The organism is Nocardioides sp. CPCC 205120, assembly GCF_048654585.1.
Lineage (GTDB): Bacteria > Actinomycetota > Actinomycetes > Propionibacteriales > Nocardioidaceae > Nocardioides.
In genome coordinates this window covers 939,254-963,363 of sequence record NZ_JBMCYY010000001.1, presented here as the reverse complement: position 1 = coordinate 963,363, position 24,110 = coordinate 939,254, and the positions used below count along the sequence as shown (strand labels likewise).

The 24,110-nt window shown below is 77.2% G+C and carries 16 protein-coding genes; 6 read left to right on the top strand and 10 right to left on the bottom strand.

What is annotated here, in order from left to right:
• Positions 1–72 precede the first annotated feature (72 nt).
• Entirely contained in the window at positions 73–1,017 is a 945-nt protein-coding gene (locus ACOACO_RS04485; RefSeq protein ID WP_420295050.1) for a M15 family metallopeptidase, read from the top strand.
• Positions 1,018–1,129: 112 nt separating this feature from the next.
• Here ACOACO_RS04485 and ACOACO_RS04480 read toward each other — a convergent pair whose 3' ends face one another.
• Entirely contained in the window at positions 1,130–2,032 is a 903-nt protein-coding gene (locus ACOACO_RS04480) for a hypothetical protein (protein ID WP_420295049.1), read from the bottom strand.
• 138 nt (positions 2,033–2,170) lie between these two features.
• Between ACOACO_RS04480 and ACOACO_RS04475 the strand changes: the two genes are divergently transcribed.
• From ACOACO_RS04475 to ACOACO_RS04460, 4 genes are read left to right on the top strand one after another with little or no spacing between them, the layout of a single operon-like run.
• Positions 2,171–3,955 carry an ABC transporter transmembrane domain-containing protein gene (locus ACOACO_RS04475; protein WP_420295048.1) on the top strand — a complete coding sequence of 595 codons (1,785 nt, stop codon included), beginning with the start codon at positions 2,171–2,173 and terminating at the stop codon, positions 3,953–3,955.
• On the top strand, positions 3,952–5,856 hold the full coding sequence (locus tag ACOACO_RS04470) for an ABC transporter ATP-binding protein (RefSeq protein ID WP_420295047.1): 1,905 nt from the start codon (positions 3,952–3,954) through the stop codon (positions 5,854–5,856). The genes ACOACO_RS04475 and ACOACO_RS04470 overlap by 4 nt, the downstream gene beginning before the upstream one ends.
• 25 nt (positions 5,857–5,881) lie before the next feature.
• Complete coding sequence (locus tag ACOACO_RS04465; protein WP_420295046.1) at positions 5,882–6,832, top strand: NAD(P)H-binding protein; 951 nt, start codon at positions 5,882–5,884, stop codon at positions 6,830–6,832.
• Between the two features lie 11 nt (positions 6,833–6,843).
• A complete protein-coding gene (locus tag ACOACO_RS04460) occupies positions 6,844–7,470 on the top strand; it encodes a CPBP family intramembrane glutamic endopeptidase (RefSeq protein ID WP_420295045.1) in 627 nt (208 codons plus the stop codon).
• Positions 7,471–7,489: 19 nt separating this feature from the next.
• On the opposite strand, the gene ACOACO_RS04455 is transcribed toward ACOACO_RS04460, so the two are convergent.
• From ACOACO_RS04455 to ACOACO_RS04440, 4 genes are all read right to left on the bottom strand, one after another.
• Entirely contained in the window at positions 7,490–8,425 is a 936-nt protein-coding gene (locus tag ACOACO_RS04455; RefSeq protein ID WP_420295044.1) for a hypothetical protein, read from the bottom strand.
• 102 nt (positions 8,426–8,527) lie between these two features.
• Positions 8,528–9,406, bottom strand: coding sequence for a hypothetical protein (locus ACOACO_RS04450; RefSeq protein WP_420295043.1), 879 nt, complete (start codon positions 9,404–9,406; stop codon positions 8,528–8,530).
• The gene (locus ACOACO_RS04445; protein ID WP_420295042.1) at positions 9,403–10,092 is read right to left on the bottom strand and encodes an NAD-dependent deacylase; all 690 of its coding nucleotides are present in this window, start codon (positions 10,090–10,092) and stop codon (positions 9,403–9,405) included. The genes ACOACO_RS04450 and ACOACO_RS04445 overlap by 4 nt, the downstream gene beginning before the upstream one ends.
• Before the next feature lie 53 nt (positions 10,093–10,145).
• Positions 10,146–10,763 carry an ACT domain-containing protein gene (locus ACOACO_RS04440; RefSeq protein WP_420296294.1) on the bottom strand — a complete coding sequence of 206 codons (618 nt, stop codon included), beginning with the start codon at positions 10,761–10,763 and terminating at the stop codon, positions 10,146–10,148.
• Between the two features lie 219 nt (positions 10,764–10,982).
• Here ACOACO_RS04440 and ACOACO_RS04435 point away from each other — a divergent pair, with 219 nt between their 5' ends.
• Positions 10,983–12,545, top strand: coding sequence for a polysaccharide deacetylase family protein (locus ACOACO_RS04435; RefSeq protein WP_420295041.1), 1,563 nt, complete (start codon positions 10,983–10,985; stop codon positions 12,543–12,545).
• A gap of 50 nt (positions 12,546–12,595) precedes the next feature.
• Here ACOACO_RS04435 and recD read toward each other — a convergent pair whose 3' ends face one another.
• The 5 genes from recD to ACOACO_RS04410 form a co-directional block, all read right to left on the bottom strand.
• Positions 12,596–14,569 (bottom strand): exodeoxyribonuclease V subunit alpha, encoded by a 1,974-nt coding sequence (recD, locus tag ACOACO_RS04430; RefSeq protein ID WP_420295040.1) that lies wholly within the window; start codon positions 14,567–14,569, stop codon positions 12,596–12,598.
• Positions 14,566–18,093: a UvrD-helicase domain-containing protein gene (locus ACOACO_RS04425; RefSeq protein WP_420295039.1), complete on the bottom strand. Its 3,528-nt coding sequence runs from the start codon at positions 18,091–18,093 to the stop codon at positions 14,566–14,568. Before ACOACO_RS04425 ends, recD begins: the two co-directional genes overlap by 4 nt.
• Positions 18,090–21,545, bottom strand: a complete 3,456-nt coding sequence (gene recC / locus ACOACO_RS04420) for an exodeoxyribonuclease V subunit gamma (RefSeq protein WP_420295038.1) — start codon at positions 21,543–21,545, stop codon at positions 18,090–18,092. The genes ACOACO_RS04425 and recC overlap by 4 nt, the downstream gene beginning before the upstream one ends.
• A 105-nt stretch (positions 21,546–21,650) precedes the next feature.
• Complete coding sequence (locus ACOACO_RS04415; protein WP_420295037.1) at positions 21,651–22,586, bottom strand: LysR family transcriptional regulator; 936 nt, start codon at positions 22,584–22,586, stop codon at positions 21,651–21,653.
• Positions 22,587–22,659: 73 nt separating this feature from the next.
• Positions 22,660–24,105, bottom strand: coding sequence for an aspartate ammonia-lyase (locus ACOACO_RS04410; RefSeq protein ID WP_420295036.1), 1,446 nt, complete (start codon positions 24,103–24,105; stop codon positions 22,660–22,662).
• Between the last annotated feature and the right edge of the window lie 5 nt (positions 24,106–24,110).

Below are 24,110 nucleotides of genomic sequence, written 5' to 3'. Positions count from 1 at the left end.
GGCGGTCCGGCGAGGTCGATCGCCGCGATCCGTGCAGGTGCTGGGCGCCCGCGGGCGTCGTACCGTCTGCGGGTGCCGCGCCGACGCCTCCCCGCCCGCACGACCGCCGCGGTGACGGCGGCGCTGGTGCTGGCCGCCTGCGCGGGGCCGACCGGCGAGCGGGACGCCACGAGCGCGCCGAGCGCCCCGGCCACCCCGGCCACCCCGACGGCCACCCCGACGGCCACCCCGACGGCCACCCCGCCGCCCACCTCGCCGGCGCCCACCGCACCCACCGCACCCGCGCCGCCCGCGCCCGGCACGCAGCCGCCCGCGTGGCTCGGCACGCGCGTGCTGCCCGCGCGGGCCGGCGGGTCGGTCGCGCCCCGGCCGACGCCGCCGGAGCTGGACCCGCGGCGCTTCACCCTCCCCGACGTGCTGCCGGCGCTCCCCGGGGACGGGTACGCCGCGGAGGTCACCGCACCCGCGCCCGCCGAGGTGCTGGCCCGGTCGACGTGGCGGCCCGGCTGCCCGGTGGCGGCGGACGACCTGGCGTGGGTGCGCCTCACCTTCTGGGGGTTCGACGACGCCCGCCACACCGGCGAGCTCCTCGTCGCCACCGAGGTGGCGGACGCGATGGTGGACGTCTTCGGGGCGCTCTACGCCGCGAGGTTCCCCCTGGAGGCGATGCGCGTGACGCCGATGGCCGCGCTCGACGCCCCGCCGACGGGGGACGGCAACACCACGGAGTCGTTCGTCTGCCGGCCCACGACCGGCGGGACCGCGTTCTCCCAGCACGCCTACGGCACCGCCGTCGACGTCAACCCGTTCCAGAACCCCTACGACAAGGGCACGGGTGCTGACCGGGTGGTGATCCCGGAGCTCGCGACGTCGTACACCGACCGCACCGTCCGCCGGCCCGGCATGGTGCTGCCCGACGACGCGGTGGTGCGCGCGTTCGCCGCCGTCGGCTGGGAGTGGGGCGGCGCGTGGCGGACGCTGAAGGACCCCCAGCACTTCAGCCGCAACGGGCGGTAGGGCGCGGCGGGCGAAGTGGTTTCGAGGGGTGCTGGCGCACCCACCTCAACCACCGGCGCGGGGTGCTGGCGCACCCACCTCAACCACCGGCGCAGGGTGCTGGCGCGGCTGCTCAGTCCGCCGGCGCGGTGACCTCGACGGTGGCGGGGAGGTCGGCGGCGCGCACGTCGACGACGAGGAGGTACGGCTCGTCGGGGTCGCACGACATCCCCACGTCGGGCCACTCGGGCGTCAGCTCGACGACGTCGCCCTCGGTGCGCACCACCACGTCGGGGGCGGGCGAGAGGGGGGCGCCCGCGTCGCACTCGGCGAGGAGCCACGCGAACCGGCGGTACGCCGGGGCGGGCGCGGCCACCGCGACCGGGCCCCACTCCGACGTCTCGGTGACGGGCACCTCGAAGGCCTCCCCCACCTCGCGGCCGGTGCCGACCCGCAGGCCCGTGGCGGCCTCGACCTGCGCGGGGTCGGCCGGCACGCGCCGACTGGTGACGCGCTCGACGAGCACGTCGGGCAGCTCCGCCCGGGCGACCTCCGGGGCGACGTCGAAGACGTAGACCTCCCACACCGGCTCCTCGCAGTGCACCCCGTCGGGGTCGTCGAGCGCCTGGTGCTCGGTGCCGCGCGGCATCGCCACGCCGACGGTGCCGGCGCGCTCCCACAGCACCGGGTCGCCGTCCCGGCCGCACGCGTCGTCGACGAGCTGGAACCGGCGTGCCCCGGGCTCGAGGGCGGGCAGCTCGGTGTCGACCTCCGGCCGCGGCCGCTCGCCGGCCCGCAGCTCGAGGGGGTGGTGGCCGGGGTCCTCCCGGTCGACGGGCTCGTCGAGCACCAGCCGCGCCTCGACCTGGCCCTCGACCCGATCCTCCCCCGGATCGCCGGCCGAGGTGCCCGGCCCGGTAGGCAGCCCCGGCTCGCCGCCCACGAGCCGCCCGCCGTCGCAGCCGGCGACCAGCGGCCCGGCCGCCCCCACCAGCACGGCGACCAGCGCCGCCGCACGCACCCGCACGTCCGTCATCCCGCCTCCTCGTCCTGCGCCGGTCCGCCCGGCCGTCGCGACTGGGACGCACGGGGCGCCCCGGCGGTTCCCTGCCCCGCACGTGCGCCGCAGAACCGCGCCACGGCCCGTCCCGACGGTCGGTTAGGGTCACCTCACATGCGCCGCCTCCGCCTGCTCCCCGACCCGGAGAGCCCGCCGCCCCCGGTGGTCGACGCCCGGCCCGCCACCGGCGGCGCGCTGCTGCGGCGCACCCTGCGGCGTCACCGCGGCCGGCTCGGCGGCGCCTTCGCCCTCATCTCCACCTGGCAGGTCTGCGAGGCCCTCGTGCCCGTCGCGATCGGCCTGACCATCGACCACGCCGTCGCCACCGGGGACCTGCGCAACCTGGCGGTCGCGGCGCTGGGGCACTGCGTGCTGTTCGCGGTGCTCAGCTTCTCCTACCGGTTCGGGTCCCAGGTCGCGTGGCGGGCGATGCAGACGGAGACGCACCGCATCCGCACCGAGGTCGCCGACCACGTGCTCGCCCCCGCCGGCGCCCGCACGGGCGCCCTGCCCGGTGAGGTGCTCTCGCTCGCCACGGCCGACGCCGACGTCGCCACCGCCGTCGTCCGCCAGGTCGCGCAGAGCTGCGCCGCCCTGTGCGGCCTCGCCGTGGCGGTCGTGCTGCTCGTCGTGATCGACCCGCTGCTGGGCCTCGTCGTGCTCGTCGGCACCCCGCTGGTGCTGCTGCTGTCGCAGTCGCTGGCGCCGCGGCTGACCCGCCGTACCGCCGTCGCGCAGGAGCGCATCGCCCGCGCGTCCGGCCTGGCCACCGACGTCGTCACCGGCCTGCGCCCCCTCAAGGGCATCGGCGGCGAGGCGGTCGCGCTGGCCCGCTACCGCACGGCGAGCGCCGAGGCCGCCCGCGCCGGCGTCGCCACGGCCCGCTCCGAGGGTCTGCTGTACGGCGCGACGGCGGGCGCCGCGATGCTCTTCCTCGCCGTCGTGGCCCTGCTCGCGGGGCTGCGGGCCGTCGACGGGCACCTCAGCGTCGGCGAGCTCGTCGCCGTCGTCGGCCTGGCCCAGTTCCTCTCCGAGCCGCTGCAGATGTGCGCCGCCACGATCGCCGCGCTGGCCGCCTCGCGCGCCTCCGCCGACCGGCTCGTCACCTTCCTCGCCACCCCCGAGCTCGAGCTGCACGGCGAGCGGCCCGCGGACGGCGGGACCGCCGTACGCCTCGACGACGTGCACGGCGGGCCCCTCGCCGGCCTCACCCTCGAGGTCGCGCCCGGCGAGCTCGTCGCCCTCGTCGTCGACGACCCGGCGGCGTCACGCACGCTGCTCGAGGTGCTGCGCGCCGAGACCGTGCCGGCCCGCGGCGCGGCCACGCTCGGCGGCGTGCCCCTCCACGACCTCGACCTCGCCGAGCGCCACCGCCACCTGCTCGTCGCAGGCCACCGCGTCGACCTCTTCGAGGGCACCCTCGCCGACAACGTCGACCCCGCCGGCGCGCTCGACGACGCCCGCCGCGACGCCGTGCTCGCCGCCTCCGCCGCCGACGAGGTGGTGGCGCTGGGGCCCGACGGCCTCGCCACGCCCGTCGCCGCCCACGGGTCCAGCCTGTCCGGCGGGCAGCAGCAGCGTGTGGCCCTCGCCCGGGCCCTCGCCGCCGACCCCCCGGTGCTCGTGCTCGACGAGCCGACGACCGCCGTCGACGCCGTCACCGAGCAGCGCGTCGCCGCGGGCCTGGCGGGCCTGCGCCACCCCCGGGGCCGCAGCGGTACGGCGCACCCCACCGCCCCGGGCCCCGCCCGCTCCACCCTCGTCGTCACGTCGAGCCCGGCGCTGCTCGACCTCGCCGACCGCGTGCTGCACCTGCGCGAGGGCCGGGTCGCCGCCGCCGGCACCCACGCCGACCTGCTGGCGACCGACGCCACCTACCGCGACGCGGTGCTGCGATGAGCGCCCCCACCGAGACCCCCGGCACCACCGAGAACCCCGGGCCCACTGGAACTCCTGGGCCCGGGGAGCGCGTGCTGCTGCCGGTCGCCGCGCCGCGGGAGGCCGCGGCGCTCGCGTGGCGGGCGCTCGACGGCCACCGCCGCCCGCTGGCCGTCGCCGCGGTCATGTTCGCCCTGTCGGGCCTCGCGGGCCTCGTCGCGCCCGTCGTGTTCGGGCTCGTCGTCGACACCGTCGCCGACCCGGGGGACGGTGCGCGCGCCGTCGTCTGGTGGGGCGCGACCGCCATCGCCGTGGCCGCGCTCGTCGAGCTCGTCGCGACCACCGCGTCGGTCACCTTCCTCGCCCGCGCCGGCGAGCCGGCCCTGGCGTCCCTGCGCGAGGACGTGCTCGACCGGGCCCTCGCGCTCGACCACGCGGTCGTCGAGGGCGCGGGCGAGGGCGACCTGCTCTCGCGCGTCGGCGACGACGTGCGGGTGCTCGCCGAGGCGGTGACGACGATCCTGCCGATGCTCGTGCGCTCGGTCGTGGCCATCGCGTTCACCGGCGTCGGGTTCTTCGCCCTCGACTGGCGCCTCGGCCTCGCCGGGCTGGCGGCCTTGCCGTTCTACGCGCTCGGCCTGCGCTGGTACCTCCCCCGCTCCGGCCCCTTCTACCGTGCCGAGCGCCTCGCGAACGGCGAGCGGGCCCAGGCGCTGGTCACCGCGGTGCACGGCAGCGCGACGCTGCGCGCCCACGGGCTGGGGGAGGCCCACCGGCGCCGCGTCGAGGACGCCTCGTGGCGCGCCGCGAGCCTGACCCTGCGGGTCTGGGAGCTGCTCACCCGGTTCGGCCAGCGCACCAACCGCTCCGAGCTGATCGGCCTGCTCATCGTGCTCGGCACCGGCTTCTTCCTCGTGCGCGGCGACCTCGGCGCCCCCGTGACGGTCGGTGCCGTCACCACGGCCGCCCTGTTCTTCCACCGCCTCTTCAACCCCATCGGCGTGATCCTCTTCGTCTTCGACGAGGTGCAGTCCGCCGGCGCCTCGATGACCCGCGTCGCCGGGGTGGCCGGGATGCCCGCGCCTCCCTCCCCGGCAGCAGCGGCAGCGACTCCCGGGGCCGAGCCCTCCCCCGGTACGGCGACGCTCGAGCTCCGCGGCGTCGACCACGCCTACGTGCCCGGCCGTCCCGTGCTCGCCGACGTCGACCTGGTGCTCGCGCCCGGCGAGCGGGTCGCCGTGGTCGGCACGAGCGGCGCCGGGAAGTCGACGCTGGGCCAGGTCGCCGCCGGCCGCATCACCCCCACCCGGGGCGAGGTGCGCGTGGGCGGCACCCCGCTCACCGAGCTGCTCGCGGCACGCGGCGGCGGTCGCCTGCCGGTCGCGCTCGTCACGCAGGAGGTGCACGTCTTCGCCGGCACCGTCCGCGAGAACCTCACGCTGGCCGCGCCCGACGCCGACGACGCCCGGCTGTGGGCCGTGCTCGAGCGGCTGGGGGCCGCCGGCTGGGTGCGCGCGCTCGCCGGGGGCGGTGCCGGCGACGGAGGCGACGGGGGCGACGGGGGCGACGGGCTGGACGTCGTCGTCGGCGCCGGCGGCACCCCGTTGACGCCCGCCCAGGCGCAGCTGCTGGCGCTGGCCCGGGTCGAGCTCGCCGACCCGCTCGTCGTGGTGCTCGACGAGGCCACCGCCGACGCCGGCTCGACCGGTGCCCGCGAGCTGGAGCGGGCCGCGACGACGGTGACCGACCGGCGTACGACGCTCACCATCGCCCACCGCCTCACCCAGGCGGAGGCCGGCGACCGGGTGCTCGTCATGGCCCGCGGACGGGTCGTCGAGGAGGGCGCCCCGGCCGATCTGGCGGCCGGGGACGGGCACTACGCCCGGCTCTCGGCGGCCTGGCACGCGCGCTCCGCCCACTGACCACCCACCCGGCATGCTGGGGGACGTGCCCGAGCAGAGCGAGAACCCGCCCGCGCCGCGCCTGCGCGTGCTGGTGACCGGTGCCGCCGGATTCGTCGGTCGACGACTGGTGCCCGCGCTCGTCGCCGACGGCCACGAGGTGCGCGCGATGACGCGCCACCCCGAGAACTACCCCGGGCAGGGGACACCGGTCTACGGCGACGTCGACGACCCCGGCTCGCTGGCCGAGCCGCTGGCCGAGGTGGACGTCGCCTACTACCTCGTCCACTCCCTCGACGCCGACGACTTCGAGGCCAGGGACGCTGCCGCCGCGCGGGCCTTCGGCCAGGCCGCGGCGGCGCACGGCGTGCGCCAGATCGTCTACCTGGGCGGCCTCGGCGCCGACGGCGAGGAGCTGTCGCCCCACCTGCGCTCGCGTCGCGAGGTCGAGCACCTGCTGGGCCAGAGCGGCGTCCCCGTCACCGTGCTGCGCGCCGCCATCGTCGTCGGCCACGGCGGCATCTCGTGGGAGATCACCCGCCAGCTCGTCGACAAGCTGCCCGCCATGGTCGCGCCCCGGTGGGTCAAGACGATGACGCAGCCGATCGCCGTCGACGACGTGACGCGCTACCTCGTCGGCGTCGCCGACCGCGAGGAGGCCCTCGACCGCGTCTTCGAGATCGGCGGGCCGGACCGGCTCGACTACCTCGGGATGCTGCGGGAGGCGGCGAAGGTCATCAAGGGCCACGCGCCGCCGATCCTGCCCGTGCCCGTGCTGAGCCCGCGGCTGTCGTCGCGGTGGCTCTCGCTCGTCACCGACGTCGACACCACGACGGGCCGCAACCTGGTGGACTCGATGGGGATCGAGGTGGTCGTCACCGACCACTCCATCCGCGAGCTCGTGCCCGGGGAGCCCCTGTCGTACGCCGAGGCCGTGCGCCGCGCGATCGCCGAGCGCGCCGCGGAGCAGGCCTCCACCACCCCGGCCGAGAGGTGACCCCGGGCGCCGTGACCGCCGACCGCACGCGCATCACAGCCATCGCGACCGTCGTGGCGGGAGCCGTCGTGCTCGCCATGATGCTGCGCACCGAGCCCGGCTCCACCGCGTTCTACGTCGTCACCGTGGTGCTCGCCGCCGTCTGGGCGGGCGGCGCGCTGCTCGCCGGACCGGTGCGCCTGGGCCGGGTCGGCCCGCCACCGGGTCGCCCGCCGGTCGTCGGACCGTTCCTGCTGGGCCTGGGCCTCGTGGGCGTCTTCGTGCTCGGCGCGCTCGTGGTGCGCGAGATCGGGCCGCTCGACGAGGCGATCCGCCGCGTCATGTCGTTCACCGGTGGCGAGGTGACCGTCGGCATCCTGCTCATCACCGTGGCCGCCGGCATCGCCGAGGAGATGTTCTTCCGCGGCGTGCTTTTCGACGTCGTGGAGCGGCACCCCGTCGTGGTCACCACGATCGTGTACGCCGTCGCGACCGCCGCGACGGGCAACGTCATGCTGGCCTTCGCGGCCGTGCTCCTCGGCGTCGTGACGGCGCTGCAGCGGCAGGCGACGCACGGCATCCTGGCGGGCGCCGTCACCCACGTCACCTGGTCGGTGGGCATGCTCCTCGTGCTGCCGCCGCTGTTCCCGCCGCTGTAGCGGTGGGGCTCGCCGACCGTCAGCCCGGGGGCGCGGCCGCCCCGTCACCGACGGCCGCGACGAGCTCGTCGGGCGGCACGATCTCGTCGTCCGCGGGCACCTCGAGGCCGAGCGGCTCGTTCTGCTCCGAGAGGGTGTACGACGCGCTCGTCTCACCCTCGGCGACGTCGGCCCGCAGCACGTACGGCTCCCCGGTCGTCGCGACCCAGAGCGTCACGGCGGACCCGGCGTCGTCGTCACCGCGCTCGAGCCGCACGGCCGGCGTGCCGTCGACCTCGTCCTCCTCGCCGACGGTCCACCCGTCCTGCTCGAAGGCCGTCGCGTCGTACGCGTCGCTGGTCAGCGCGTCCACGCCGCCGGAGCAGAGGGTGCCGAGGCTGGAGACCCCCGCGGTCTCGGAGCCGTCGATCCAGCGGTCGCCGACCAGCTCCTGCAGCGTCGCGGCGGTCGCGGCGTCGAGTCCCGAGGTCTCCCAGTAGTTCGCGCTGGGGCGGTAGAAGAAGCGGTCGTCGACGCTGAGCACGGTCGCCTCGACACCGTCGGCCTCGTAGGTGCCCTCGCACTCCCCGGCGTCGTCGACGCGCAGGTCGAGGGAGAACGCGTCCTCGCCCCCGGTCGGCGCGATGACGATCCGCACCGACGTGAGGCCGTTCATCGCGGCGTCGACCTCGGCGCCGATCTCGCCGATCGACTTCTCGGCGACCCCGTTGTCCTCGCCACCGTCGCTGCCGCCGTCACCGTCGTCGCCGCCGAACCGAGCGAGGGCCACCGCGGCGCCGGCCACGACCACGAGCGCCGCGGCACCGCCGAGCAGCACCTTGCGGTCCGGCGTCCGCCGCCGCGCCGGGCTGACGCCGCCGCGCACGAGGGTGACGCCGTCGTCGCGCGACGCTCCGCCGCTGCCCGCCTGCTCGGGCTGGTCCCGCTCCGGGTCCTGCTCCGGCTCGTCCGTCACCCTGGCTCCGATCGACCGCTCGACGTGGGCCACGTCACCTCGACGCGCCGACGGCGAACGGTACCCGCCGTACCTGAGGGGTCGCCGTACCCGTCCACGGGCTCAGCTCAGGCCGACGTCCACGGAGTCCACGACGCCACGGGCCTGGGGCTCGGGCACCTCGACCTCCGCGTCGTACACGACCTGGTCGACGACGAGGGGGCGGCCGTCGCGCAGCGTGTCCACCTGGAGGTAGTGGTGGGGGGCCGTCGCGCGCACCCGGGCGGTGGTGGTGCCCAGCTCGGGGTCCGCGCGCGACACGAGCAGCACCTGCTCGCCGTCGAGCTCGCCGAGGCCGTCGATGCTGAGCTCCGCGTCGTCGTCGGGCGAGAAGATGGCGCCGCCGAGGGCGTCGACCGCCGCCTGGCACGCGAGGCCGACGTCGGTCAGGCCGGAGGCGAGGTCGAGCAGCACCCACCGGTCGCCGGTGCGCTCGACGATCGCGGCGGCCTCGGCCGGGGAGTGGCCGAGGGTCTCGAGGAGGGGCTGGTCGAAGGACGCGTAGACATCGCCGCCGACGCGCAGCACCTCGACCGTGCCGTCGCCGATGGTCATCGACCCCGCGCAGTTGGCGTCCGGGTCCACGGCGACCTGGGCGACGACGTCGAGGCCCTGGTGGGTGGTGCGCACGCGGGCCTGCATCGTGGAGACGTCGACCATGTCGGCGAGCACCGCCGCGCCCACCGAGTCGGCCGGCAGCCGGCCGAAACGCTCGGCCGCCGCCCGGTCGGTCGGCACGCCGGCGCCGGGGACCGGCGTGCTGCCGCCGGCACCCTCACCGGTGCCGCCGCCGTCGCTCCCGCTGCCGTCGCTGCCGCCGTCGTCGCCGCTGCACGCCGTCGTCGCGGCCAGGGCCACGACCAGTGCCACCGCGCCGGTACGGCGGGCCCACCGCCCCCGCACCGGTCCACCCGGCGCCGTCTCGTCCGTCCGCCCGCTCATCGCCGCAGCTGCTCCTCGACCCAGACGGGCACGATCTCGCCCGCGCGCCCGTGGCGGGCCTCGTGGAACATCGAGCGCCCCTCGCTCGGCACCAGGTTGAGCTCGAGGGTGTGCGCGCCGTACGCGCGGGCGACCTGAACGAACCCGGCCGCGGGGTAGACCGCGCCGGAGGTGCCGATGGAGACGAAGAGGTCGGCCTCGGCGAGCGCGTCCTCGATCTCCCGCATCCGGTAGGGGATCTCGCCGAACCACACGACGTCGGGCCGCAGGTCGCACTGGCCGCAGCGCGGGCACGGCGGCAGGTCGGCGAGGTCGCCCAGCCACTGCGAGCGCTGCCGGCAGCTGCTGCACAGCGCCGACCTCAGCTCGCCGTGCATGTGGATGAGGCGCGTGCTGCCGGCGCGCTCGTGGAGGTCGTCGATGTTCTGGGTGACGAGGAGGAAGTCGTCGCCGAGGTGCTCCTCCAGCCGCGCGAGGGCGCGGTGGGCCGGGTTGGGCTCGACCGTGGCCAGCGCCTCGCGCCGGGCGTCGTAGAAGGCCTGGACCACCCCGGGCTGCATCTCGTAGGCCTCGGGGGTGGCGACGTCCTCGATCCGGTGCCCCTCCCACAGACCGTCGGAGTCCCGGAAGGTCGGGACACCCGACTCGGCGGAGATGCCCGCCCCCGTCAGCACCACGATGCGCATGGCCGCCATTCTCCACCCGGGCGCAGTGACCACGGTCACCGGAGGGTCGCGCCTCAGCCCTGGCGCGCGATGGAGCCCGCCAGCGCGACGAGGTGACCCATGCGCGCGAGCTCGGAGTCGAGGAAGTCGGGGCCGCCCCGGCGCCCGACGACGATCTGCTCGCGCTCCCCCAGCGGGACGCCGCACAGCACGTTGATCTCGTCACCCGGAGCCTCGAGACGGGCCGGGCGGTCGTGCAGCGGGAACCACGCCACCGTGCCGGGCGCCGCCCCCGTGGCGTGCACGAGGTCGGCGCTGCCGTCCCGGGCGCGGCGCGTCCGGACGGCCCAGTCGGCGCGGAACGTGATCGGGAGCAGGTCGACCAGGCGGTCGAGGGCCTCGTGGGGGTGGGCCGTCAGGTCCTCCACCGCCTCGAGGTCGAGGAACAGGTTGCCGCCCGCCGCGTAGCGGCTGATCCACACCACCTGCACGCCGTCGAGGGCGTTGCAGGCCGACACGATCGAGTCGGGCATCGCGCCGGGCGCGGTCTCGAGGAGCACGTCGTCGACCGCGGTGCCGTCGCCGCGGTGCTCGACGATCTCGATGGCCTCGATGTCGCCCCCCGCCTCGCCGATCGCGCTCGCGACACGGCCGAGCGAGCCCGGGACGTCGGGCAGCTCCACACGCAGCAGGAAGGGCATCTGTCGGGCCTGTCGGTCGGGGTCGGGCCGGACGCCACGATAGTGGCTGGCGCCCCCGACCACCCCCGTGTCCGACGACCGGTCGCGCAGCCGGCCGCCCGGACGGGCGTGCGGGAGGGCGTGCGGGAGGGCGCGCGGCCGGGCGCCGGGCGGGCGCCGGGCGGCTGGCATGATGGCCGCGCTCACCACCCGACAGCAGAGCGGAGACCCATGCGCCGCCGCGCCCTCGCCGCGCTCCTCGCGGCCGGCCTGATGCTGGCCGGCTGCTCGGCCGAGACCCCCACCGAGCCCGACGAGCCGCACGAGCTCGCGCCGTCGCAGCCGCCGGTGGACGACCCCGTCGTGACCGTCGACACCTACCCCGCCGTCGTGGACCCCGCCGTCCTCGAGGACGCCCCCGGCGCGGGCACCCGCCTGGTCGTCGACGAGGCCGGGCAGGTGGCCGTCGCGTGGCCCGAGCTGGGGCTCGCCCCCGTCGACGCGGTCCTCGCCGAGCGCGTGCGGGCCGGTGTGACGGCGTACCGCAGCGCGCACCCCACCCCCGCCGCGGGCACGCCCGCGGCCACCGAGCTCAACGGCACCTGGAGCCTGGTCGGCTCCTCGCGGGACGTGGCCGGGGTGCTGCTCGACACCTACGTGCACGCCGACGGCACGACCACCGACACCTGGGCCACGACCTGGTACGACGCGCAGACCGCCGCCGTCGTGCCCAACTCGGCGCTGCTGGCGGACCCGGTGCGCTTCGCCGACGCGGTCACCGAGGCGCTCGCCGGCCAGGACGCCGTCGACCCCGTCTCCCTCACCACCGTGCTCACGGCCGGCGTGCCCGTGCTGGCCTTCACCGAGAACGGCGAGCTGTTCGTCGGCTTCGACGAGCACCAGCTGGCCGGCGGCCGGACGGGCCGGATCACCGTCGTGCTGACCGTCGACCAGACCGAGGAGCTGCTGTCCCCGCTCGGCGAGCGGGCCCGCGACGCGCTCGTCGAGCCGACCCTGCCGCCCGCGCCCGACGGGGCCGCGCCCGCCGGCGAACCCGCGACCGACGGACCCGCGACCGACGGTCCCGCGCCGTCGCCCTCGCCCAGCGAGTCGTCGGAGCCGACCGAGCCGGGCGGGTCGACCGGGCCCGCGGAGCCCGCCGTGGACTGTGCCGTCGAGCAGTGCGTCGCCCTCACGTTCGACGACGGGCCGGGCCCGGAGTCGGCCGACCTGCTCGCCACGCTCGAGGCGGTCGACGCCCCCGCCACGTTCTTCGTGGTGGGCCAGCAGGTCGCGACGTACCCCGAGGCCACCGCGGCCATCGCGGCCGCCGGGCACGAGATCGGGGTCCACACGTGGGACCACAAGAACCTCACCCGGCTCGGCGCCCGGCACGTCGAGCGCGAGATCGACCGCACGGCGACGGCCGTCGAGGACGCGACGGGCACCGCACCGGTGCTCTTCCGCCCGCCGTACGGCGCGACCGAGCCCGCCGTGCTCGCCCGCGCCGCCGCCGCGGGTCTCGCCCAGGTGCTGTGGTCGGTCGACCCCGACGACGCGGCGCCCGTCGAGCTGGGCGCGGCGGCCGACGCCGCCGAGCTCACCCGCCGGGTGGTGGACCGCAGCCGCCCCGGCGACGTCGTGCTGCTGCACGAGCAGCGCCCCGTGACGCTCGCGGCGCTGCCCGGCATCGTCGCGGGCCTGCGCGAGCGCGGCCTCGTGCCCGTCACGGTGTCCACCCTGCTCGGCGCCCCCGAGCCGGGTGTCACCTACACGCAGCGCCCCGCCGGCTGAGCCGTCGCGCTCGGGCGGGGTCAGGGCCGGGCGGGGGCCGGGGGCAGAGGTCAGGGCCGGGCGGTCCGCAACCGGTCGCGCAGGCCGCTGGCGCGCTGCACGTGCCGCGTCGCCGCGGCGGCGAGGGAAGCCTCTGCGCCGACCAGCCGCACCACCCGCTCGGCGCGGGTGACGGCAGTGTAGAGCAGCTCGCGCGTCAGCAGCCGCGACGCCGCGTCGGGCAGCAGCACGGTGACCTCCTCGGCCTGGGAGCCCTGCGCCTTGTGGATCGTCATCGCGTGCATCGTCTCGACCTCGCCGACCCGGCTCACCGCGAGGTCGCGCACCCCGTCCGTGGTGGCGAACACCGCCCGCAGCGACCCGTCGGCGGCGCGCACCACGACCCCGGTGTCGCCGTTGTAGAGGCCGAGCTGCCGGTCGTTGCGCACCACGATGAGGGGGCGTCCGGCGTACGTGCCGCCCGGCACCACGCCCGGGTCGTCCTCCGCCAGCCACCCCTCGACCCGCCGGTTGTGGGCGGCGACCCCGTGGGGTCCGGACCGGTGGGCGCACAGCACCCGGTGGCGGGCCAGGAGCCGGAGCGCCCCGGCGGTGTCCCCCGCCAGGGCGGCGGCGCGGATGTCCCGGGCGAGCGGGTGGAGCAGCGGGCGGAGCCGCTCGTCGAGCGTCGCCTCCGGGCGCGGGTCGTCGGCGGGGGTCTCCCACAGCTCGACGGCCGTGCCGTCCGCGCCGCGGCCCTCGGCGGCCAGGGCCCGGGTCACGGTCACGACGTCCTCCGCCGGCGTGCCCGCGTCGTCGGGGAGGCGCAGCGCCGCGGCCAGCCGCCCGATGCGCGCGCCGAAGCGGTGGGACGTGCGCAGCCGCACCACGGGTCCGGCGCCCCGGGTGGCACCGTCCACGGCGGCACCCTCCTCGGCGGCACCGGCGTCGGCGGCACCCACCTCGGCAGCACCGGCGTCCGCGAAGCCGGCGACGAGGTCGGCGAGCACCGCGCCGGCCTCGACCGAGGCGAGCTGGTCGGCGTCGCCCACGAGCACGAGCCGCGCCTGGGGCCGCACGGCCTCGAGCAGCCGCGCGGTCATGGTCAGCGACAGCATCGACGCCTCGTCGACGACCACCACGTCGTGGGGCAGGCGGTTGCCGCGGTCGTGGCGGAAGCGGGTGGAGGAGCCGGGGCGCCAGCCGAGCAGCCGGTGCAGCGTCGTGGCCTGGACGCCCCGCACCACCTCGTCGAGCACGGCGCGCTCCGCCGGGTCGAACGCCTCCGCGGACGCCGCGATCGCCTCGCCGAGCCGGGCAGCCGCCTTGCCCGTCGGCGCCGCCAGCGCCACGCGCAGCGGCGATCCCGCCGGCGCCTGGCCCGCGAGCAGCACGAGCAGGCCCGCGACCGCGGTGGTCTTGCCCGTGCCGGGTCCGCCGGTGAGCACCGTCGTACGGCGGGTGACCGCGTGCCGCGCGGCCTCCCGCTGCTCGGCGTGGGTGGCGGCGGGGAAGACGCGCTCGAGCCCGGCCTCGAGCACGGCGCGATCGACCGCCGGGGGCGCCGCCTCCTCGCGGGCGAGCAGGTCGGCGGCGACCTGCTGCTCCTCGCGGCGGTAGCGGTCGAGGTGCACCAGGTGGCCCGACCGGTGCAGGACGCCCTGGGCGACCAGCGCGCTCGCGTCGATCGCGGCGCACCAGGCCTCGTGCTCCGGCAGCGCGACGCCCGCGGCCCCGGCGGTCGTGGCCTCGGCGGTCGTGGCCTCGGCATCCGCCGCCTCCACCACGTCCCGGACGCCCACGAGGTCGAGGCACACGGAGCCGCCGCGCAGGGCGCGCACGCAGAGCGCGAGGGCGAGGAGGGCGTGCTCGTCCTCGGCCGTGCGCCCGGACGCCGCGGCGGCGAGGTCGCCCACGCGCCGGGCCACCTGCACGTCGGCGGCGCTCAGCACGCCCGCGGCGTTGAGGTCGCGCAGCACGCCGGGCCCCGCGGTGCGGGCGACGCGGTGGTCGTCGGGCCCCTCGGGCTCGAAGAGCTCGGTCACGCCGCACCTCCGTCCAGCAGGTCGCTCGCGGCCTCGACGAGCGCCACGGGCGGGCGCCAGGAGAAGACGCCGCACGGCGAGCCGTCGACGACCGGCGTCGCCGGGCCGCACATACCGCGCAGGTAGAGGTAGAGCACCCCGCCCAGGTGGACCGCGGGGTCGTAGTCGCGCAGCCGCCAGCGCAGGAAGCGGTGGGCGACGACGGCGTACAGCAGCGCCTGCAGCGGGTAGTCCGACCCGCCCATCGCCGCGTCGAGGGCGGCCGGGGCGTACGCCGAGGCGCGCAGCGCCGGCGGCTCGTCGGGCTCGGGCACGGGCCCGAGCCAGTTGGTCTTGTAGTCGACGACGAGGTAGGCGTCCCGCCCGCCCGCCGCCGCACCGCGCACGCGCAGCAGCACGTCGACGGAGCCGCCGAGGTAGCCCCGCAGCGCCTGGTCGGCCAGCTGGGGGTCGCCGTCGAGCACCGCCGCGTAGGCCCGCACCGGGTCGGCCTCGGGCAGGTGCGCGCGCAGGATCGGGGCGAGGTCGCCGAGGCGGGGGCCTCCCGTGCGGCCCCGCGCGAGGTCGCCGCCCGCGAGGGGCAGCTCGAAGTCCAGCTCGCGCAGGGTGTCGGCGGGCGGCACCTCGCGCAGCGTGCGTCCGGCGGCCAGCGGCCCCAGCGACGTGGTCGCGACGGCCTCGAGGGCGCCGACGAGCACCTCCTCGTCGAGGCCGGTGACCGGCCACCACGTGCGCTGCTCGGCGACGTGGCCTGCCAGCTCGGCGGTCAGGTCGGGCACGGTGAGGTCCGCGTGCTCGAGCACCCCGTGCACCAGGGAGCCGAAGGTCGCGCCCACCGGCAGCGTGGCCATCGGCGACACCGGGTCCTCGCCCGGCACCCCGCCCGGGTCCCCCGCCGCGCCCACGGGGAGGTCGGGCTCGTCCTCGCGGGGGGTCAGCTCGGGCTCGCTCGTGGCGGTCGCGGGGTCGGGTCCCCCCGCGTGACCGCCGCCGTGACCCGCCCCGTGGCCCGCGCCCGCCGCGGACAGCGACGAGTACGACGTGCGCCGCCACGCCACGTCGACCTCCCGGTCGAAGGTGCGCACGGCGAGCGGCGGCTCGGCCACCGCGGGCAGCACGACGCGCGGCGGGGCGGCGACGGACTCCTCGACCACCGGCCCGCCCGCGGCCTGCAGCGCACCCAGCCGCGACAGCGCCTCGTCGTCGCCCGGCAGCCCGGCGGGGTCGGCGACCTCGCTCGAGCCCGCGGTGCGACCGAAGAGCACGCGGTGCAGCGGCGCGCTCGGCGCGTTCGTCGTGGGCGCCCACCACGCCACCACCTGCGACTGGGCCCGGGTGAGGGCCACGTAGAGCAGGCGCAGCGACTCGCCGGCCTCCTCGTGGGCGTGCTCGGAGAGGCTGCGTGCCCAGTGCGGGCCGCTGCGCCCGCCCACGTCGACGGCGCGGCGGCGTACCCCGTCGCCGTCGGGCGGCAGGTGGAAGCGCGGCACCGTCGGCTCCCGCACCCAGCGGTCGGCGAGGTAGGGCAGGTAGACCACCGGGTACTGCAGCCCCTTGCTGCCGTGCACCGTCACGAGCTGGACGGCGGCGGCGTCGCTGTCGAGGCGGCGCGTGCGCTCGCTGATGCCCTCGCCCGCGTCATCGCGCATCTCGCGGCGCAGCCACGCCACGAGACCGGCGAGGCCCAGGCTCTCCCCGCGGGCGCCCTCGCGCCCGCCGCGCGCCTCGCCGCGGGACGCCAGGTGGAGCGTCTCGGCCAGGTGGCGCAGGTCCGTCAGGTGGCGCTCGCCGTCGTCGCGGCCCAGCACGCGGGCGAACAGGCCGTGGCGCACGGCGGCCTCGAAGACCGCCGCGACCCCGCGCCGGCCCAGCAGGGCCGACCAGCCGCGCAGGAGGTCGGCGACGCGCTCGGTGGCCCGGTCACCGTCGCCCTCGAGCGTCGTCGGCGTCTCCCCCACGAAGCAGGTGAGGGCCGCCGCGCGCACGAGGGCGGAGCGGTGGGGCGCCTCCATGGCCTCGAGCAGGGTGGCCCACTCCTCGGCGGCGGGCGAGGCGAACACGCTGCCCCCGCCGGCGAAGACCGAGCGCACGCCGACGGCGTCGAGCGCCTCCTGCAGCGACTCCAGCTGCCAGCGGGTGTGGGCGAGGATCGCGACGTCGCCGGCGCGGATCGGCCGGCCGTCCCACTCGGCGCCCGAGGCCAGCAGGGCCGCGACGTCGTGGGCGCAGTCGGCCTCGAGGTGGGGACGCACCGTGCCCACCCGCAGCGCCGCGCGGGGCCGAGCGCCCGGGTCGACCGTCGTACGACGGACCACCCGCAGCCGGAAGGGGTCGCCGTGCGGGGCGCCCTGGAGGCGGCGCGCCTGGTGGTGGGCCCGGACGGGGCGCACCGTGATGCGCTCGTCGCCGAGCGCGGCGCCCTCGAGCAGCCGCTGCACCGCCGCGACGAGGCCGGCGTCGGAGCGCCAGTTGGTCGCGAGCGTCTGGTGGGTCGTCGCCGTCGCCGCGGCGTCGAGGTAGGTCACCACGTCACCGCCCCGGAAGCCGTAGATGGCCTGCTTGGGGTCGCCGATGAGCACCATCGTCGCGTGGCCGCTGAACGCCCGGTCGAAGACCTGCCACTGCACGGGGTCGGTGTCCTGGAACTCGTCGACGAGCACGACCTTCCAGCGCAGGCGCATCCGCGCGCGGGCGGCCGCGTCGTCGGCCTCCAGGGCGGTCGCGAGCTGGCTGAGCAGGTCGTCGTACCCCAGCAGCCCGGCCCGGCGCTTGCGCCGTTCCAGCTCGGCGCGCACGGCGCGGGCGAACCGGGTGCGCCGCAGGGCGGGCGCCTCGTCGGCGGGGTGCTCGGGCACCACGAGCGCCTGGGGGTCGCCGACCACCGCGGCGCCGATCTCGCGGGCCTCGGCGACGGTGAACGCCGGGGCGGGGTCGTCGGCGAAGCCGCGGACGTAGAGGTCCTCGACGACCTCGTCGCGCAGGTCGTCCACGTCCTCCACCAGTCGCGCCGAGGGGTCGGTGTCGCCCGCGACGCCGAGGCTGCGCAGCACCTGCTGGCAGAACTGGTGGATCGTCGCGATGGTCGCGCCGTCGAAGTGGGCCAGCGCCGCGGTCACCCGCTCGCGGCGGGCGCGCAGCTCGTCGGGCGGGCCGGTGCACAGCAGCGCGACCACCTCGTCGGCCGGGCCGGGGACCTCGGCGTCGTCGGCGTGCTCGGCGCCCGCGACCCCCTCGCCGGTCGCGGCGGCCAGCCCGTCGGCGACGGCCTCGAGCTGGCTGCGCACGCGCTGGCGCAGCTCCTGGCTCGCGGCGCGCCCGAAGGTGACGACGAGCAGCTCGTCGAGGCGGGCGTGGCCCTCGGCGACGTACCGCGCCACCAGCGCGCCGATCGTCCACGTCTTGCCCGTGCCGGCGCTCGCCTCGAGCAGGGTCGTGCCGGTCGGCAGCCGTGGGGCGAGGATGTCGAACTCGTCGACGACCTCGTGCGGCATCGCCGCCTGGCCCCAGTCCTCCGCGCCGCTCACAGCGGAGCCACCTTCTCCGCGCCCTCGACGAGCGGCGCCCAGACCCGCCAGGCGTACTGCCCCAGCCGCGTGCGGAAGCCCTCGCCCTCGGTGGTCGGCACCCAGGTCTCGTCGGGACGCGGCGGGGCGAGGAGCACGTCCACGCCGGCGCGGGGACCGTGGAGCAGCACGTGCTCGGCGGCGTCGGCCTCGCCCGGCACCTGCGCACCCCGCTGCGTCACCCAGGAGCGCGTCACGACCTCGTCGAGGCTGGCCTCGTCGCCGTGGCGCTGGCGGTGCAGCGCCTCGGCGTACGCGCACGCCGTGCCGACCGGCAGGGGCAGCGGCTCGCGCATCCCGCGGTCGCGCACGTCGACCAGCTGCCGCAGCCACTCGAGCGCGCGGTGGTCGAGCGGGCCGGCCAGCGCCCGCCGCGGCCCCGCCCGCCCGGCGCGGCCGACGGTGTGGGCGGTGAAGGACTCGTCGGGGTACGCCGCCGCGAGCGCCAGGAGCCGCACCCACGCCGCGATGCGGTGCTTCGCGCGCAGGGAGGAGAACTCGACGGAGACCAGCCGCGAGCCGTGGAGGCCGCCGACGGTGCCGACGAGGCGACGCCCGTCGCCGAGGTCCACGTCGACGTCGACGGTGCGCGGGTCCCCGGCGCGCAGCTCGAGCGTGCCGGCGTAGAGCCGACGCACGTCCGACTCGGCCTGGGCGAGGACGCCGGCGCCCAGCGCGCGGGGCGGCAGCTGCCCGCGGCGGCGCTCGGCCTCGATCGCGTCGCCCGGGGCGACGCCCGCGAGCGCGTCGGCGAGCACGCGCGACCCGACGCCCCACTTCTCGAGCGCGTCGAGGTCGAGCGGCACCGCGTCGGCCACCTCGTCCTCGTCGAAGCGGGTGGCGACGTCGAGCCGGCTGCGCAGGAACTCCCGGGCCGGCGAGACGAGGAAGCGCACGAGGTCGTCGAGCGACACCACCTCGTCCTTCACCGCCGGCAGCGGCGCCGCCAGCAGCGGGTACGGCGAGCGGCGCGGCCCGCGCGCCGCCTTCGCGCCGGCCAGGGCGGCGGTGTCGAAGCTGAAGGGCGGGCGGCCCGAGCCGTCGTCGGCCGCCACGAGGTTCGAGGGGTGGAAGGGCTGGAGCGGGTGGCGCACGAGCACCGGCTGCTCGACCACCGCCGTGCGCTCCAGCGCGGAGAGCAGCTCCCCCAGCGGCACGGCGGGCGGGCGGGGGGCGCCCGTGTGCTCCCCCGCTCCCGTGTAGGTCACGACCAGGTGCTCGGTCGCCGCCATCACCGCGTCGAGGAGGAGCTGGCGGTCCTCGCTGCGCGGGTCGCGCTCGCCGACCAGCGGCGAGCGCGCGAGCACGTCGTCGCCGTCGGTGATGCCGGCGCGCGGGAACACCCCGTCGTCGAGGCCCAGGAGGCACACCACGCGGTGGGGCACCGAGCGCATCGGCACGAGGGTCGAGACCGTCAGCGTGCCCGTGCGGAAGTTCGCCCGCGTGGGGCGCCCCGACCACGCACGGGTGAGCATCGCCCGCACCTCGGGCAGCCCCAGCGGCGCGCGGTCGACGCCCGGGACGCCCGCGGGGGCCAGCCGGCGCAGCTCGCGCTCCAGCTCGGCCGCCTGCCAGGCGTCGCGGGGCGGCACCGCGGCCAGCGAGGTGACGACCTCGCCGATCGCGGCGACCCACTCCTCGGCCGGCGCCGGGCCGTGCAGCCGGTCGAGACCGTGCTCGAGGCGGTCGACGAGCTCGGCGAACCGGCCGGCGAGGTCGGCGTCGCCGCTGCCCACGTCGTCGAGCGGGAGCGCGCTGCCCACCCAGCGGGGGACGTCGCCAGCCACGGCCACGCCGAGCAGCACGCGGTCGAGCCCGGCGCGCCACGTGTTCTGCGCGACGTGCCCGAGCCCGTAGTCGGCCCGGTGCTCCGCGTCGAAGCCCCAGCGCACGCCGGCGTCGCGCACCCAGCGCTCGACCCGGGAGAGGTCGTCCTCGTCGAGGGCGAAGCGCCGGCGCACGACGGGCCGGCCCGCCAGGTCGAGCACGTCGGAGGCGGTGACCCGCGAGCCCGCCAGGGCGACGACGCGCTCCGCGAGGGCGAGCAGCGGGTTGACGCTGGAGAGGGCGCGGTCGGCCAGTCGCACCCGCAGGCGGTGGGCCGGGTGCTGGTCGGACGCCGAGGCCAGGGGGTCGTCGGGGTCCCCCGACGCCAGTCCGAACCCGGCCTCGACCAGCGGCGCGTAGGCCTCCACGTCGGGGCACATGACGAGCACGTCGCGCGGCTCCAGGGTCGGGTCGTCGGCGAGCAGGCCCACGAGCACCTCGCGCAGCACCTCGACCTGGCGGGCCGGGCCGTGGCAGGCGTGCACCTGCACCGACGTGTCGACCGTGCGGGTGCGCTCCGCCCGCTGCGCCGGGGTGGGCAGCCGGTCGGCGCGGACGTCGGCCTGCAGCAGCGTCAGCAGCGGCGCAGAGGGGGGCGGGGCGGGCACGTCGCCGAGCTGCTCGACGCGGGCGTCGAGGCGGGCCAGCTGCTGCTGCAGCTCGCGGGCGTCGCGCCCCAGGGCGGCGAGCAGGGGGTGGCCGACCGCGCCGGTCGTGTCGGCGTCGGCGCGCCGCGGTACGGCGCGGCCCGCCGTACCCCCGGTCGCGGCTGCCGGGGCGGGGCCGCCCGCGGCGTCCAGCCGCGCGGCCAGCGCGGGCGAGGCCACCGGCAGCCACAGGTGCACGTCGCGGCGGGTCGCGAGCGCCTCCAGCAGCTCGACCTCCGCCACCGGCAGCCGCGTGTGGCCGAACAGGGAGAGCCGGCCCGGCAGGTCGAGCCCGTCCGCGCCGGAACGCAGGGCCGCCAGCGTCGCCGCGTGCCGCTCGTCGGGCGCCGGCGCGTCCACCCGCTCCACGACCCGGCGCCACAGCTCGGCCTGCCACCGCAGGTCCTCGGCCAGCGTCCCGCCGGCACCGTCGGTGTCGCGCCCCGCCCGCCAGTCGGCGACGAGCCCGGGCCGCTGCGCGGCGTACGACGCGAACGCGGCCGCCAGCCGGCGCGCCACGGCCCACCGGCGGGTACGGCGCAGCTCCCCCAGCTCGGCGGGCTCGCCGGGCGCGAGGACCGCACCCAGGTGGCGGGCCAGGGGCAGGGCCCACGCCTCGTCGAGGTGGGCGTCGACGGCCTCGAGCACGGGCCAGGCGAGCCGCCCGGGCTCCCACGGGTCCTCCCGCTCGCGACCCAGGAGCACCGAGACGAGGGAGTGGGGGGTGAGGAACCGGACACCCGCGCAGACGCCGTCACCGCCGCGCGGGCCCGTGCCCAGCCGGTGGGAGAGCCGCTGCGTCAACCACCGCTCGACCCCGCGGGCCGGGACGACCACGACCTCCTCGGCGAAGGGGTCCTCCACCGGCTGCGCGAGCAGCTCGCCGAGGGCGTCGGCGAGCAGGTCGGTGCGCGGCGCGCGGTGGACGGTCAGGCTCACCCGGCGAAGCCTGCCACGCGTCGCCGACGGTCCGCGGGCCTGCCTCCCGGCCCTGGGGACAGCGGGCCGACGAGGCGGGGCGGCGTCACATCCCCGCCCGCCGCCTCACGCGCCGTCGGCCTGCTCGCCCGACGTGAGGGCCGCGCCGACGAGCTCGGCGATCTCGAGGAAGGCCGTCGCCTTCCGGGTCGGGCGCGCGTTCCCGATGCGCACCGCGACCACGTCCAACGGGGGCAGGTCGTCCTTGAGCGCCAGCGTGACGAGCGGGGTGCCCGCGTAGGTCGTGTCGTCGGTGGGCTTCTGGTTGAGAACCGAGTAGCCGTGGCCCGCGGCGACCATCGACCGCACCGTCTCGTAGCCGGCGGTCCGGTGCCGGATGCGCGGCTCGACGCCCACGGCCTCGAACAACGACCGGAAGTAGGCGGACGTGTGCGGGAGCTCGAGCATGACGAAGGGGTCGTCGGCGAGCTCGCGGAGGTGGATCTCCCGCTGCTGGGCCAGCGGGTGGTGCGCCGGCACGAGGGCGTACGGCGGGACGGAGGCGACGGGGGTGGCCTCTAGGTCGCTGTCCAGGTCGTAGGCGTACATGAGCGCCACCTCGCAGGCCCCGGACCGCAGGTGCTGCTTCAACGCGGCGTGCTCGGCCTCGAGCGCGTCCACGCTGACCGACGGGTACCTCCGCTGGTACGCCGTGACCAGGCGCGGGAGCCAGAAGGGCGCCAGGGTGTCGAAGCACCCGACGACGAACCCGCCCGCCAGCTCCTGCCCGGCGTTCGTCGCGCTGTCGGCGAGCTCCTGGGTGTGCGCCAGGAACGTGCGCAGCTCGGCGTGGAACGCCCGGCCGGCCGGCGTCAGCGCGAGACCGCGCGCGTGGTGGCGCAGGAGCAGCTGGACGCCCAGCTCCTTCTCCAGCTGGGCGACCGCCGTCGACACCGCGGATTGCGAGACGTTCAGGTCCCTCGCGGCAGCCGTCATGCTGCCGAGCTCGGCGGCCGCCGCGAAGTAGCGCAGCTGGACGAAGGTGAACGCCGGGTTCCGCATGCGCCCATCCTGCCGCGTCACCTGCGCGTCCACGTGCGACGACGACCGCAGACCTGGCACCGGGGGCGGGGCGTCAGTCGGTCCGCTGCGCCGCAGCGGGCGCGACGACCGGTGGACGGGGCAGGCCCGCGAGGGTCTCGGGGTCGAGCAACCGGTCGAGGAGCGCCTCGTCGACACCTGCGTCGCGCAGCAGGAGGCTGCGGACGTCGCCCTCGCCGGCCAGCGCGGCTTTCGCGATCGAGCTCGCGGTGGCGTACCCGACGTACGGGATCAGTGCCGTCACCACCCCGACGCTGCGCGACGTCAGCTCCTCGAGGTGGTCTCGGTCGACCTCGATGCCGTCCACGCAGAGGTGAGCGAGACCGGTGAACGCGCGTGCCATCCAGTCGATGCTCTGCAGCAGGCCGTGCGCCATGATCGGCTCGAACGCGTTCAGCTGCAGCTGTCCGGCCTCCGCCGCCATCGTGATGGTCAGGTCGTTGCCGATGACGCTGAACGCGACCTGGTTGACCATCTCCGGGACGACCGGGTTGACCTTGCCGGGCATGATGCTGGACCCGGCCTGGCGGGGCGGCAGGCGGAGCTCGCCGAGACCGGCCTGCGGCCCCGAGGACAGCAGTCGCAGGTCGTTGCAGATCTTCGAGACCTTCACCGCGGTGCGCTTGAGGACGCCGGAGAGCTGGACGAAGACGCCGGTGTCGGCCGTCGCCTCCACCAGGTCGCCGGCCGTCTGGAGCGGCAGGTCCGTGATCCGTCGCAGGTGGGCGAGCACGCACGACGCGTACGCCGGGTCCGCGGTGATCCCGGTCCCGATCGCCGTGGCGCCGAGGTTGATCTCGCTGAGGAGGTTGCGTGCGTCCCGCAGCCGCGCCTGCTCCTCGACCAGCGTGGCGGCCCACGCCGCGAACTCCTGGCCCACCGTCATCGGGACGGCGTCCTGGAGCTGGGTCCGTCCCACCTTCGGGACGCCGCGGAACTCCTGGCCCTTGGCGGCGAACGACCCGGACAGCTCGCTCACCGCGCTCGCGAGCCGACGCAGCGCGACGAGCAGGGCGACCTTGATCGCCGTGGGGTAGACGTCGTTCGTGCTCTGGCTCGCGTTGACGTGGTCGTTCGGATGCACCTCGGCGTAGGTGCCGGGCGCGAGGCCGAGCACTTGGAGCGCCCGGTTGGCGATGACCTCGTTGGCGTTCATGTTCGTGGATGTGCCGGCGCCGCCCTGGACCACGTCGACGACGAACTGCTCGTCGTGGTGGCCGAGCATGACCTCCTCGCAGGCGACCGCGATGGCTGCAGCACGACGTTCGTCGAGGACGCCGAGGTCCGTGTTGGCGCGGGCCGCCGCCAGCTTGACGGCCCCGAGGGCGTAGGTGAGGTCGCGGTGGGTGCCGACGGCGGTGCCGCTGATCGCGAAGTTCTCCAGCGCGCGGGAGGTGTGCGCGCCCCACAGGGCGTCCCTCGGGACCGCTCGCTCCCCGAGGGGGTCCCGCTCGAGCCTGACCTGCTCGTCCGTCGTCATGACCT

What these genes read in the sequence shown, in the direction of transcription:
- ACOACO_RS04435 (WP_420295041.1), top strand. Translation starts at nt 10,983, where the DNA reads ATGCGCCGCCGCGCCCTCGCCGCGCTCCTCGCGGCCGGCCTGATGCTG.
- ACOACO_RS04450 (WP_420295043.1), bottom strand. Translation starts at nt 9,406, where the DNA reads ATGAGCGGGCGGACGGACGAGACGGCGCCGGGTGGACCGGTGCGGGGG.
- ACOACO_RS04415 (WP_420295037.1), bottom strand. Translation starts at nt 22,586, where the DNA reads ATGCGGAACCCGGCGTTCACCTTCGTCCAGCTGCGCTACTTCGCGGCG.
- ACOACO_RS04475 (WP_420295048.1), top strand. Translation starts at nt 2,171, where the DNA reads ATGCGCCGCCTCCGCCTGCTCCCCGACCCGGAGAGCCCGCCGCCCCCG.
- ACOACO_RS04470 (WP_420295047.1), top strand. Translation starts at nt 3,952, where the DNA reads ATGAGCGCCCCCACCGAGACCCCCGGCACCACCGAGAACCCCGGGCCC.
- ACOACO_RS04445 (WP_420295042.1), bottom strand. Translation starts at nt 10,092, where the DNA reads ATGCGCATCGTGGTGCTGACGGGGGCGGGCATCTCCGCCGAGTCGGGT.
- ACOACO_RS04480 (WP_420295049.1), bottom strand. Translation starts at nt 2,032, where the DNA reads ATGACGGACGTGCGGGTGCGTGCGGCGGCGCTGGTCGCCGTGCTGGTG.
- ACOACO_RS04410 (WP_420295036.1), bottom strand. Translation starts at nt 24,105, where the DNA reads ATGACGACGGACGAGCAGGTCAGGCTCGAGCGGGACCCCCTCGGGGAG.